The 12974-nt window shown below is 45.9% G+C and carries 10 protein-coding genes; 2 read left to right on the forward strand and 8 right to left on the reverse strand.

What is annotated here, in order from left to right:
- Window positions 1-677: 677 nt before the first annotated feature.
- From NGM44_RS07460 to katG, 3 genes are all read right to left on the reverse strand, one after another.
- Entirely contained in the window at window positions 678-1700 is a 1023-nt protein-coding gene (locus NGM44_RS07460; RefSeq protein WP_253223076.1) for a regulatory protein RecX, read from the reverse strand.
- Window positions 1701-1717: 17 nt separating this feature from the next.
- On the reverse strand, window positions 1718-2791 hold the full coding sequence (gene recA, locus NGM44_RS07465; protein ID WP_253223077.1) for a recombinase RecA: 1074 nt from the start codon (window positions 2789-2791) through the stop codon (window positions 1718-1720).
- A gap of 675 nt (window positions 2792-3466) precedes the next feature.
- Window positions 3467-5632: a catalase/peroxidase HPI gene (gene katG / locus NGM44_RS07470; RefSeq protein WP_253223078.1), complete on the reverse strand. Its 2166-nt coding sequence runs from the start codon at window positions 5630-5632 to the stop codon at window positions 3467-3469.
- Window positions 5633-5891: 259 nt separating this feature from the next.
- Here katG and iscX point away from each other — a divergent pair, with 259 nt between their 5' ends.
- Complete coding sequence (iscX, locus tag NGM44_RS07475; RefSeq protein ID WP_078253014.1) at window positions 5892-6089, forward strand: Fe-S cluster assembly protein IscX; 198 nt, start codon at window positions 5892-5894, stop codon at window positions 6087-6089.
- Window positions 6090-6154: 65 nt separating this feature from the next.
- Here iscX and NGM44_RS07480 read toward each other — a convergent pair whose 3' ends face one another.
- Window positions 6155-7183 carry an ABC transporter ATP-binding protein gene (locus tag NGM44_RS07480; protein ID WP_253223079.1) on the reverse strand — a complete coding sequence of 343 codons (1029 nt, stop codon included), beginning with the start codon at window positions 7181-7183 and terminating at the stop codon, window positions 6155-6157.
- A gap of 39 nt (window positions 7184-7222) precedes the next feature.
- The gene (locus NGM44_RS07485) at window positions 7223-8821 is read right to left on the reverse strand and encodes an iron ABC transporter permease (RefSeq protein ID WP_253223080.1); all 1599 of its coding nucleotides are present in this window, start codon (window positions 8819-8821) and stop codon (window positions 7223-7225) included.
- Between the two features lie 250 nt (window positions 8822-9071).
- On the opposite strand from NGM44_RS07485, the gene NGM44_RS07490 reads away from it, so the two are divergent.
- Entirely contained in the window at window positions 9072-10073 is a 1002-nt protein-coding gene (locus NGM44_RS07490) for an extracellular solute-binding protein (RefSeq protein ID WP_253223081.1), read from the forward strand.
- Window positions 10074-10134: 61 nt separating this feature from the next.
- Here NGM44_RS07490 and NGM44_RS07495 read toward each other — a convergent pair whose 3' ends face one another.
- From NGM44_RS07495 to NGM44_RS07505, 3 genes are read right to left on the reverse strand one after another with little or no spacing between them, the layout of a single operon-like run.
- On the reverse strand, window positions 10135-10821 hold the full coding sequence (locus NGM44_RS07495) for a glutathione S-transferase (RefSeq protein WP_253223082.1): 687 nt from the start codon (window positions 10819-10821) through the stop codon (window positions 10135-10137).
- Between the two features lie 2 nt (window positions 10822-10823).
- Window positions 10824-12005 (reverse strand): succinyl-diaminopimelate desuccinylase, encoded by a 1182-nt coding sequence (gene dapE, locus NGM44_RS07500; protein ID WP_253223083.1) that lies wholly within the window; start codon window positions 12003-12005, stop codon window positions 10824-10826.
- 36 nt (window positions 12006-12041) lie between these two features.
- Window positions 12042-12965, reverse strand: coding sequence for a DUF4300 family protein (locus NGM44_RS07505; RefSeq protein WP_253223084.1), 924 nt, complete (start codon window positions 12963-12965; stop codon window positions 12042-12044).
- Between the last annotated feature and the right edge of the window lie 9 nt (window positions 12966-12974).

The raw sequence follows: 12974 nt of genomic DNA on the forward strand, positions 1-12974 counted from the left end.
GTCATTATAAAATATCTGCCTGCAGGCTGTGTGACAGGCGCACGAAATTTTGTTGGTTTGATGTGTCAAATTTTGCACAAGTTTGCTGTAGCTTTGTTGTGCTGATGTCGAAAAAATTGCTAAAACAGTCATTTGTCTGAAGTTTTTTGTTGATTTTTCACACCAAATTCTCAGCTTGATATTGACTGTATTTTTGCTTAATTTTGTGTAACAGATGAAGTTATCCACAGTTTTATCCCCAGTTTATGTGGATAGATTGTGAAACACTTGGGTGCGGTTATTTTTGGATAAAATCATGGTGAATTTGTCAAGATTTACTTGTTTTTGACGGGATAAAAATTTATAAGTTATTGATTTATAATAATAAAAATTGAAAATTTATAAATTGGTTAAATTTTGACCAATTGCGATATAGACCAAGAAAAATAAGGGATTGCGATGTAAAAAATGGTGATATTAATAAAGTTATCCACAATTTTTGGGGAAAACTGCGTCAGTGCTTATGGCACAAGGGATGGTGAGATTTGGCAGGTTTATTTGTTAATTTAATAACAATTTATCATATCAAATAAATTAAAAATATACTGCTGCTGTTCGATGGGCTGAGCTGTGGTGTTCCACATGGGCGATGGATTGGCAGCGTGAAACCTTGTGTATTTGCGCACATGATTTCGGTGTTATTCACACTCATCAAGATCACTCAGCTGATATTTGAGCGCATCAAAGCATACGCCTATCTCAAAGCCGCGATACTGCAAAAATCGCAGCTGCTTGGCTTTGTCCTTTGGAGTGGTTGGGATGGTATCGCCATATTTACGCGTGCGTGCTTCGACGGCAAGCTTGAGCCAATCGACTTCATCGCAGGCGGTATCAGCAAGTGCCGTGCCATCGGTTAGGCTGTCGATGTCGGCGCGTTCGATCAGCTCATCGAGTGAATACGGCAGGGCGATGTGTGCAGATTTGAGCGCGTCTTTGATGTGGATTTTGCCGCGACCTTTGCGGATGCTTTCGCGGATAAGCATATAGGCGCAGCGTTCATCGGACTGATAGCCTTTATTGGCGAATTCTTCGATGAGTGCATCAACGGCTATAGGGTTGCAGTCTTTGGCAAGCAGTTTGGTGCGCAGTTCATGGCGTGACAGTTCGCGGTTCGATAGATAATAAAACGCAAGCCAGCGCATATAATTGGTGGCGCGGTCGGTGATGGCGATCGGCTCGATGCTGACATTGGCAAGCGCATCAGCAAGCTTGTCTGTGATGATGTGGCTGGTGTGTCCTTGCTTGGCGTCATTAAGTAGGCTTGCGATCTGCGGAGTGTCACTGCGCGCTTGGTTGTGTACTTGACGATGGGTTTTGCGTTTTTTGGCAGGCTTGTTATCGCGGTTTTGTGTTGAGGTTTTGGAGTTTTCGTCCAAATTTTCTGCATTGACCAAGTGCACAGAAGGCGTATCATCGGATATGGGTTTGGGCGTGGTAGATGGTTTGGCTTTGGTGGATTTCTGTTTGACGGCTTTGGTAGGTTTGCCTGCTGTATGATTGGTGCGAGCTGTGCGATTGGCAGGCTGTTTGGCAAAAGCAGGGCTTGTGGTGGTCAGTGCATAGAAGTTGCTCTCGTCAAGCACGGTAGCAGAAGTGACATTGGCAGAAACAGGCTCTTCGCCCATTTCTGCCAAGATCTCGGATAGAGTTTTGATGGTCATTGACGCAAGGCTATCAATCAGAACGCGTCGCCATCTTCCATGCCTTCGACATACTCAGGCACTTCATCAGTATCATTGCTTGCACTTGGTGCGCTTGATGTACCGGTTAGCTTTGATTCGCGTACTTTGGCTTCGATTTCTGCGGCGATTTCTGGGTGTTCTTGTAGATATTTCACCGTGTTGGCCTTGCCTTGACCGATTTTGCCATCGCCATAGCTGTACCATGCACCTGATTTGCCGACGACACCGATGTCCACACCAAGGTCGATGATCTCGCCTAGGCGGTTGATGCCTTCGCCATACATGATCTGGAATTCAGTTTGGCGAAATGGTGGTGCCATCTTGTTTTTGATGACTTTCACGCGCGTTTCTGAGCCCAAAATCTCATCGCCATCTTTGACGCTGCCAATGCGGCGGATGTCAAGGCGTACTGATGCATAGAATTTCAGCGCATTACCGCCTGTAGTGGTCTCAGGTGAGCCAAACATGACGCCGATTTTCATACGGATTTGGTTAATAAAAATCACCATGCAGTTTGAGCGCTTGGCATTACCCGTGATTTTACGCAAAGCTTGGCTCATCAGACGCGCTTGCAGACCCATGTGGCTATCGCCCATTTCGCCTTCGATTTCGGCTTTTGGGGTCAGGGCAGCGACCGAGTCCACGACGATCATATCAATCGCACCAGAGCGGACGAGCATATCAGCGATTTCAAGTGCTTGTTCGCCGTTGTCAGGTTGTGAGACCAATAGGGCATCGATGTCCACGCCAAGCTTTTTGGCGTAAATCGGATCGAGTGCGTGTTCAGCATCGATGAATGCACAAGTGCCACCTTGCTTTTGGCATTCGGCGATGGTTTGTAGCGTTAGGGTGGTTTTACCCGAGCTTTCAGGGCCGAAGATCTCGATGATACGACCTTTGGGCAGACCGCCGATGCCTAGCGCGATGTCCAGACCGAGCGAGCCTGTTGAAACCACATCAACATCCAACTTGGCGGATTCGTCGCCTAGATGCATGATAGTGTTTTTGCCAAATTGCTTTTCGATCTGCGCAAGGGCAGCCTTGAGCGCTTTCTCTTTATTTTCGTCCACGAACGGATTCCTTTAAAATAGGGTGAATATCTGTCAATTATAGCATAAAAATCGAAAAATCATGCAAACGCTCGAAAAAATCATCTAGTGGTTTATCGCCCAATCAATCTTAAAAAACTTTCATCACAATCCAATCATCCACTCAGTTATTTTTCATACAAGGTTTGTCAATATTCGTGATAATTATTCAGATAAAAACTTCAATGTTTCATAAAAAATAAAAGTTATCCACAATTTTATACACATTTTTTGTGGATAAATTGTGGAACAGGGCGGATGAATTTTATCGGATAAAATACTAATAAATTTGTCAATATCTACTCATTGTAATTACAAAAAATTTTATAAACTATTGATTTATAAAGATAAAATATTATGATAAAAAATTGATCAAAATTTAACCAATTGCGACAAAAGCATGACAGCACAAGGGATTGAGCAAGAAAAATCAGCTAATTTTCGCAAGTTATCCACAGTTTTTGTGGAAAGCTGTGCAAAGCTAAGTGGGGCAAGGGATAGGGCGGTGTGGATATTTTTATTGTATTTATTTGATTATTAGTATCATAATTATATTTAAATTATAAAGTACAGTATCGAATCAGTGCGAACTGGGGGTGTTTCACAAAAAACAGCATAACCATGACTGATTATGCTGTTTTGTGCTGAATAAACCGATTATTTCACATCAAAACGATCTGCATTCATCACTTTCACCCACGCATTCACAAAGTCTTTGACAAACTTTTCTTTTGCATCATCTTGGGCATAGACTTCGCTATACGCACGCAAAATTGAGTTTGAGCCAAACACCAAGTCCACACGGGTTGCTGTCCATTTGACAGCACCTGTTTTACGGTCGCAAATGTTGTAGCTATTGCGTCCTGTTGGTTGCCAAGTGTTGTTCATGTCCACAAGATTGCGGAAAAAGTCGGTGCTTAGTACGCCGACACGGTCGGTGAATACGCCATGCTGACTACCGCCGTGGTTTGCACCTAGTACACGCATACCGCCGATTAGGACAGTCATTTCAGGTGCGGTCAAGCCCATCAATTGAGCACGGTCAAGTAACAATTCTTCTGGTTGTGGTGCGTAATGTGCTTCTTGGAAATTGCGGAAACCATCGTGCACAGGGCGTAGGAATTCAAAGCTCTCTACATCTGTTTGCTCAAGGGTTGCATCGCCACGACCTGCCAAGAATGGCACGACGATTTCTACACCTGCATCTTTGGCTGCTTGTTCAACTGCCGCTGTACCACCCAGTACGATTAAATCAGCGATGCTAACTTTTTTGTCAAGGCTGGCTTGTAGTTCTTCATAGACAGCTAGGACTTTTGCCAAGCGTTCTGGCTCATTGCCAATCCAGTCTTTTTGTGGGGCAAGGCGAATGCGTGCACCGTTAGCACCACCACGATAGTCTGATTGACGGAATGTGCGAGCACTATCCCAAGCGGTTGCCACAAGCTCAGGGATGCTTAGGCCTGTTGCCAAGATTTTTGCTTTTAGTTCGGCGATTTCAGCATCGCTTAGGGTGTAATCCACCGCAGGGATTGGATCTTGCCAAATGAGATCTTCGCTTGGTACATCAGCGCCTAGGTAGCGAGATTTTGGCCCCATATCACGGTGTGTCAGCTTGAACCATGCACGAGCAAAGGCATCATCAAATGCTGCTTGGTCATTCAAGAATTTTTCAGAAATTTTGCGATATTCTGGGTCACGAAGTAGTGCCATATCCGCATCAGTCATCATGATTTTGCGTTTTTGGCTTGGGTCAAAGGCATCGACAGGCATATCTGCTTCGTCCATCTGTGCAGGCTCCCATTGATGTGCGCCAGCAGGAGATTTGGTCAATGCCCATTGGTCTTCGTATTTAAATAGCAAGGTGAAAAATTCATTATCCCAGCGGGTTGGGTTGGTTGTCCAAGCACCTTCGATACCAGAAGTCATCATGCCTGGTTTTTCGTAGCGCCAGCCCAAGCCTTGCTCAGCGATGTCAGCTGCTTCAGGCTCTGCACCGACTTTGGATGCATCACCATTACCGTGTGCTTTACCGATGGTATGACCGCCAGCAGTCAAAGCAACGGTTTCTTCGTCATTCATACCCATGCGAGCAAAGGTGATACGCATATCACGAGCGGTCTTGAGTGGGTCAGGATTGCCGTCCACACCTTCAGGATTGACATAAATCAAGCCCATCATCACAGCAGCTAGTGGATTTTCTAGCTCACGGTTGTCGCTCCAGCGAGTGCCTTCGCCACCTGATTTGGCAAGCCATTCTTTTTCGCTGCCCCAATAGACATCTTTTTCTGGATGCCAGATGTCTTCACGACCACCAGCAAAGCCAAAGACCTTCAGACCAGCTGCTTCATAGCCCATCGTACCGGCTAGGATGATCAAATCTGCCCAAGACAGGCGGTTGCCGTATTTTTGTTTGATTGGATAAAGTAGGCGGCGCGCTTTGTCTAGGTTGCCGTTATCAGGCCAGCTGTTGAGTGGTGCAAAGCGGATGTTGCCCGTGTTGGCACCGCCACGACCGTCCGTTGCACGATATGAACCGGCTGAGTGCCATGCTAGGCGACCCATTAGACCACCGTAGTAGCCATAATCAGCAGGCCACCAGTCTTGGCTATCACGCAGGACTTGGCGGACATCTTCTTTGAGTTCTTCAAGATTGATTTTGGCAAATTCTTTGGCATAATCAAAGTCTTCGCCCAGTGGATTGACCTTTTTGTCGTGCTGGTGCAAGATGTCCAAATTTAGAGTTTTTGGCCACCATGCGACTGGCGTTTGTCCGTCTTGGGTGTTGGCACCGTGAAATGGGCAGCCTGAAGTTTGTGAAGTCATAAATTGCTCCTTGTGAGTGGGAATTGCCATCGGCGGTCACTGCACCGATAAGCTATCTTAGCATGTTAAAAAATGTACAACTGTGTTTTGATGTGTCTAATTATAAAGCGATTGTATCAATAGATAAAATATATTAATTTTATAAGATTGTTTTGGATTTTCAATTAAAAATTTCATCAAATCGCCAAAAATTGTTGCTATCATCCACTTTTTGGGCGAATATATGCTAAACTAAAGCATATTCACATGGAGAAAACTCATGACCCTAACTTGGCACGACACCCTAGATATCGCCATCGCTTTGGCAGAAAAATATCCCGATGAAGATGTGCAGTACATTCGCTTTACTGATTTACACCGCTATGTCTGTGAGCTTGATGGCTTTAGCGATGACCCAAATAAGTCGAACGAACGCATCCTAGAAGCCATCCAGATGGCATGGCTTGATGAGCTGTGATGCTTTAGTTGAAATAAAACCGTTCTTGGCATCAGCCATGAACGGTTTTTTATGATATGGATAATTTATAAGGTGCTGACCCGTCTGATAGCGACAGTCAAATCATCACCGATTTGGTGGCTATCGTGATTGGCAGCCAGTGACGATTGCATCAGTAGCGTTTGTCCTGTATTTGTGCTGAGCGTATAGAGCCAATTCCCTCCACGAAAATCTCGATCGCTCACTGTGGCATTGATGGCGTGCGTATCACGATCAGCCTTGTAGGGCTTGACATCATGTGGGCGGATGAGTGCTTTGGTGGCGTGTGGTGGCACAGACAGGGCGATATGTCCAAAGATGCTATCAAAGCCATGCTCGCCACCATGTTGAATATCAATCAGCACACCTTCACCAATAAAGCGGGCGACTGTCTCGGTGGCAGGCGTGTGATACAGGGCAGTGGGTGTGTCCCATTGTTGTAGCTTACCATCAGCAACCATACCGACCACATCCGCCATCGCAAAGGCTTCCGCTTGGTCGTGTGTGACCAAGATGGCGCTGACATTTTGGGATTTGAGCAGGCGGCGTACTTCCTTGGATAGGCTGGTGCGTAGTTCGACATCGAGATTTGAAAATGGCTCATCGAGCAGCACCAAGCTTGGGCGGGGTGCAAGCGCACGCACCAATGCCACTCGTTGCTGCTGACCGCCTGATAGCTCGTGCGGATAGCTGTTTTTGTAGCTTTGCATATCAATCAGGCTCAGCATCTCATCCACTCGTGCTGCCTGTGCCGATTTATCCAGTGCCGATAAGCCAAAGGCGATATTATCCGCCACCGTCAAATGTGGAAACAGTGCATAATCTTGGAATACCATACCGATATGGCGACGATGGGCAGGCGTCGCCCCTTTGCCGTCAAATAGTGCTTGACCATCAAGGGTGATGCTGCCTGTATCAGGTGTCTCAAAACCTGCGATACAGCGTAGTAGCGTCGTCTTACCACAGCCTGAAGCGCCCAGCAGGCAGGCGATTTGACCTTTTTGAAGTTCAAAGCTGATATCGCTTAGGATGGTTTTTTTGTCAAAGCTGATGGATAGTTGATGAATATTTAGCATAATTTTCTCAAAATTTTTAATATTCTACTGATAAAGGCGTTATTTTTGATCCATTTTGGCAAATAAAATCACAGGAATCAGCCCTGCAATGATGATGGCAAGCGCAGGTAGCGACGCCTTATCATATAAGCCTTCACTGGTGAACGAATAAATCCGCACGGACAAAGTGTCCCAATCAAACGGACGCATCATCAAGGTAATCGGCATCTCTTTCATCGTATCAACAAAGACCATCAGCATTGCCACACCGAGTGAGCCTTTGATGAGTGGCAGATAGACACGACGCACAGTGTCAAATGGCGTTGCACCAAGTGATGCTGCTGCTTCGATGTGTGCAGATTTGATGCGTTTCATGCCGGCATCCACTGACTGCACGCCCAATGCCAAAAAGCGAATCAATAACGCAATCAGCATCACGCCAAGCGTACCCTTAAAGATAGCATCGGCATCTGATAAGCTTGGCAGGGTGGCAATCAGCCAATTATCCAGCCATGCCACAGGGACAAACACGCCAACAGCCAGTACCGAGCCTGGGATGGCATAGCCGAGCGTTGAGATTTTGGCACTGGCAAGGGCAAATTTGCTGTGGTCTTGGCGTGTGCTGATGGCAAGAAATAGAGCGACCACGGCGACCAGTACCGATGCCATCAGACTCACGCTCACTGAATGCCAAATCTGTATTGCAAGCTCATCAATCGCCACTTCAGGCAGGCTCGCCCACGCCCAAAAGCCAAGCTGAATCAGTGGCAGCACAAACGCCAAAAACAAAATCAAGCCGCAGTATAAAGTAGCTAGCCATTTGTGTACGCCCGTCAAGACAATGGCGCGATGATGACTGGCGCGCCCTGTGGTCTCAAAGCGGCGACGACCACGGCTTAGCTGTTCTAATACCAAAAACACAAACACCAATGCGATCAATAAACTTGCCAACTGCTTAGCAGTATCAATTGAAAAAAAACCAAACCACGCCTGATAAATTGCCGTGGTAAAAGTATCATAGCCAAACACGCTCACCGCACCAAAGTCAGCCAACACTTCCATCAAGGCAAGAATCACACCGCCTGCGATCCATGGACGCGCCATCGGTAAGGCAAGCTTAACAAAGGCTTTGGGTGCGGACAATCCCAAAGATGCACCAGCTTCGAGCGCACGCACACCCATGCTACCAAAGGCATTTTTGGCAAGCAAATACACATAAGGATACAGCGTCAAGCTCATCACGATAGTCAAGCCAAAGCCATTACGCACATCGGGTAAACCGTTGGTAAATCCCCAATTTTCTCTTAAAAATGTACTGATACCACCTGTATAATCAAAAATCCCAAGCTGTACAAACGCCAGTACATAAGCAGGAATAGCAAGTGGCAACATCATTGCCCAAGCAAAAAACCGCTGTAGCGGAAATCGGTGCATGGCAGTCAGCCAAGCGGTAGTCGTGCCAAGCAAAGTCACGCCAATGCCAACGCCGATGATGAGTAGCAGGGTGTTTTTTAATAATAAAGGCAATTCATAGTCAAGCAAAAACTGCCAAATCTCAGCATTAAAACTGCCCAATGATGACACAATCACCCCAAGCGGGATAATCACCAAGCAGGCGCAAATCAGTAGCCACAGACGAGAAAAAAGGGATGAGTTCATAACAGCCGTGTCAAAAGAAAAAGGGCAAATATGGGTTGTGCAATTAATGTACAATGCCAAAAAGTTGGTTATCGTTATCGAGAACCGTATAAAAATCGATAATGATAATTCTTCTTGTTTAAACGCTGAAAATATTTTATTATATAAGTGCTAAACATGGCAATGTTTTGTTTACAAAAATTGCAAATTTTGTGCAAATCCATTCGGTTTTGCATTTTTTGGTCGCAAGACGCTTATTAAAGGATTGATTATGAAAAAATTACTCGTTGCTTCATTGGCATTGGCGATGACTATGCCAGCATTTGCTAGTGAGTTGGTTGTGTATTCTGCTCGTGCAGATGAACTGCTTAAGCCATTAACCCAAGCTTATCAAAAGAAAACCGGCACTAAGGTGACTTTGGTGAGCGACAAAGCAGGGCCTTTGATGGAAAAACTCAAAGCCGAAGGCAAAAACACTAAGGCGGATGTCTTCATCACTGTCGATGGCGGCAATCTGTGGCAGGCGGCGCAAGCAGGGCTGCTTCGTCCGATCAATTCATCGGTGCTAAAAGCCAATATCCCATCGAACCTGCGCGACCCGAAGAATCATTGGTTCGGTCTGTCGGTGCGTGCGCGGACGATTTTTTATAATGCCAAAAAAGTAAACCCAAGTCAGCTCTCCACCTATGCTGATTTGGCAAATGCTAAGTGGAAAGGCAAGCTGTGCCTACGCTCATCGAATAATGTTTATAATCAGTCATTGGTCGCGACGATGATCGCCAACCAAGGTCAAGCTACCACCGAAAAGACGGTCAAAGGCTGGGTGAATAATCTTGCAACTTCACCATTTTCGAACGACACCGCGCTACTAGAAGCCATCAATGCAGGGCAGTGTGATGTCGGTATCGCCAATACCTATTATTATGGTCGCCTACTGAACCAAAAACCAAGTGTGGCAAACACTGTCAAAGTATTCTTCGCTGACCAAAAAGGCAAAGGTACTCATGTCAATGTCTCAGGTGCAGGCGTGGTCAAGCACAGTGATAATGTTGCCGAAGCCCAAAAATTCATCGAATGGCTAAGTGGCTCAGAAGCCCAGAGCCTATACGCGCAAAATAACTTTGAATACCCGGCCAACCCGCGCATCGCTGTGACAGGCAACATGGCTCGCTGGTTGCCAAGCAGCTTCAAGCGTGACATGATCAATGTCTCTGTTGCAGGTCAAAACCAACAAAAAGCCATCATGCTGATGAAAAAAGCAGGTTATAAATAAACCGCTACAAACCAAAAACCATGTTCAATAGAGCATGGTTTTTGGTTTAAGTGCTGTAGGATTAAAATACCGTACCGACTTTCTCAACTGTCTTAATAAATCCCGCCCGAGATTCGCAGCGATCCAGCCAAGCGCGCGTCGCCGTCATGGCAGATGGCAAGACTGTGCGTTCGCGTGCTGCCGCTACGGCAAAATACATTTGCACATCCGCGCCAGTAAATTCACTGCCTGCAAACCACGGCGATTTTGCCAAGCTTTGTTCAATCAATTCAAGCGCCGAGCTGACATTGTTATTTAAAATCATTTTGCCAATGCCGTCTTTAAGCTTGCGAGCGATGGGTTTGGCGAAAAATGGCGATTTTTCACACGCCTTACTTAAGATTAAACCCATCACCAAAGGCGGCATCAGCGAGCCTTCGGCAAAATGCATCCAAAAAGTATAATCGCGCCAAGCTTTATCATCAGCAGGATAAAATTTCTGCTCACGATCATAAGTTTTTAATAAATACTCAATAATCAACGCTGATTCTGCCAAGGCTTGTTCGCCGACTGGCAGACTGTCATCGACTAAGATTGGTGCTTTACCCATTGGGTGAATTGCCTTGAGTTCTTTGGGTGCAAGATAAGTTTTGTTATCGCGATTAAAGCTGATTAAGTCATAATCCAAGCCATAGGCAAGCTTTAATTCTTCTAATAACCAAACAATGCGAAACGAGCGCGATTTTTCCAGATGATATAAAGTAATCATGATTACACCACCAGTCGCTCTAGGATTTCCCCATAGACTTGGGTCAATTGCTCAAGTTCTGCCACTTCGATATGCTCATCGACTTGGTGGATGGTGGCATTTTTTACACCAAGTTCAACCACTTGTGCGTTCATAATCGGTGCGATGAAACGGCCATCGGATGTACCGCCTGAAGTAGAGAGTTCCGTCGTCGTGCCTGTGACTGCCTTGATCGCATCGACACACGCTGAGACAAATTCACCTTTTTCGGTCAAAAATGGCACGCCAGACAGCGTCCAGTCGATGTGATAAGTTGCCTTCGCATCAGCAAAATGCTTATCAAAAATCTCGTGTGTCTTTGCCATCAGGCTGTCGGCGGTATTTTCGGTGCAGTAGCGGAAGTTGAACAGCGCTTCGCAAGTGCCACCGATGACATTGGTCGCGCCTGTGCCTGAGTTGATGTTTGAGATCTGCATCGATGTCGCTGGAAAATACTCATTGCCATCATCCCAATGTGTCGCTACAAGCTCTGCTAAGGCAGGGGCGGCGGCATGAATGGGGTTGATCGCTAGGTGTGGATAGGCGATATGACCTTGTTTGCCCGTGACAGTTAGCTTGGCATTGAGTGAGCCGCGGCGACCGTTTTTGATGACATCGCCAAGCGTTGCCGTGCTTGATGGTTCGCCCACCAAGCAATAATCCATCTTCTGCCCACGAGCCGCAAGGGTTTCGGCGACTTTCACAGTGCCATTGATCGCCACGCCTTCTTCGTCACTGGTGATGAGTAGGGCAAGGCTGCCTTTGTGATTGGGGTGATGGTTGATGAAATTTTCACAAGCGACAACAAAGCTTGCGATGCCAGTTTTCATATCCGATGCACCGCGTCCCCATAGCTTGCCATCAGCTACCGTTGCCGAAAATGGCGGATAAGTCCAGCGGCTTTCGTCGCCCGTCGGCACGACATCGGTATGTCCTGCAAAGCACAGCACAGGCGCGGTATCATCCGTGCCTTTTTTGATCGCCCATAGGTTTTTGACTTCGGCATTTTTGCCTGTGTCATTTTTATCGCCAAAATACATAAATTCGTATTCAAAGCCTAGTGCATTTAGGCGATCAGCTAGGATATTTTGGCAATTTTTATCATCAGGGGTGACGGACGCTTCACGCATCAAGGCAATGGCAAGTTCTAAGGTTTTGGTAGTCATAATATTTTCCTAATTTTTAAATTATCTAAACTAAAATCATGATGCAGCAGTAGGCTTTTCATCTGCCCACTTGACCAATTTGTCATTTTCCATGATGAATGGCTGTGCGGTCGGCTGATTAAAATCCACCGCATATTTGTCAAGTAGATATGCATAAGCGGTATTTTTATCGGCAAATTTCACCGCCTGATACGGCTCTTGGAAGGATAATTTTTCGATAAACAGATGGCTTGTATTGCTTGGCACTAATACGCCGACATGACCGATAAACAGATAATCGCCATCGATGTCATCGTGAAACACCACCGAGAGCATGGTAGCGTTATCATCAAATTGAATGCCGACAAAATGCGCTTGCATCTTTTTGGCGTGTACTTGCACATTTTTGGTTGGTTCTGTTTTGACTTTGGCAAATAGACGATTAAATTTTGATAATTCATCACTGCTTAATAATTTGCCTGTAGTGATGGCATCATGATCCATGAACAACATCTGATCGTTGGCGGTATCAGCACCACTGATTTGGATATTATCTTTTAATAGGCTAAAGGTGTTGATACGGCAGTTTGTCCCGATAAAATCACCTTTGGATTTCGCCCACAGCTCATCGATGGCGGCTGCATCATAACTTGGCACGGCAGTGCTAAAGCCTTGGGTTAGGTTGGTGTTGTTAATGGTGTGGTTATAATCAGCAGCCCAAGTCATCACCGTATCTACATCGGATTTGTTTAAGTGTTTTTGTAGTATTTCTTGCACTTGCTTTCGGCTGTCATCATCGGCAAGATTACTGAATAATGGCGCGCTGTCAGCTTGGGCGGCAGGCGTACTTTGGGTTTGTGTGCTTGGCTGATTGACCGATTTATTAGCATGGTTATTATTGCCATTATCGGCAAGCGAGCAAGCACTCAGGGCAACGGCAGTACTGATAGCAAGTAAAACTGGGGGAAATTTATTGGACATTTATTTGCT

Source organism: Moraxella sp. FZFQ2102, assembly GCF_024137865.1.
GTDB lineage: Bacteria > Pseudomonadota > Gammaproteobacteria > Pseudomonadales > Moraxellaceae > Moraxella.

Coding starts and splice junctions, on each gene's coding strand:
- NGM44_RS07460 (WP_253223076.1), bottom strand. CDS start 1,700: ATGACCATCAAAACTCTATCCGAGATCTTGGCAGAAATGGGCGAAGAG.
- katG (WP_253223078.1), bottom strand. CDS start 5,632: ATGACTTCACAAACTTCAGGCTGCCCATTTCACGGTGCCAACACCCAA.
- iscX (WP_078253014.1), top strand. CDS start 5,892: ATGACCCTAACTTGGCACGACACCCTAGATATCGCCATCGCTTTGGCA.
- NGM44_RS07480 (WP_253223079.1), bottom strand. CDS start 7,183: ATGCTAAATATTCATCAACTATCCATCAGCTTTGACAAAAAAACCATC.
- NGM44_RS07485 (WP_253223080.1), bottom strand. CDS start 8,821: ATGAACTCATCCCTTTTTTCTCGTCTGTGGCTACTGATTTGCGCCTGC.
- NGM44_RS07490 (WP_253223081.1), top strand. CDS start 9,072: ATGAAAAAATTACTCGTTGCTTCATTGGCATTGGCGATGACTATGCCA.
- NGM44_RS07495 (WP_253223082.1), bottom strand. CDS start 10,821: ATGATTACTTTATATCATCTGGAAAAATCGCGCTCGTTTCGCATTGTT.
- dapE (WP_253223083.1), bottom strand. CDS start 12,005: ATGACTACCAAAACCTTAGAACTTGCCATTGCCTTGATGCGTGAAGCG.
- NGM44_RS07505 (WP_253223084.1), bottom strand. CDS start 12,965: ATGTCCAATAAATTTCCCCCAGTTTTACTTGCTATCAGTACTGCCGTT.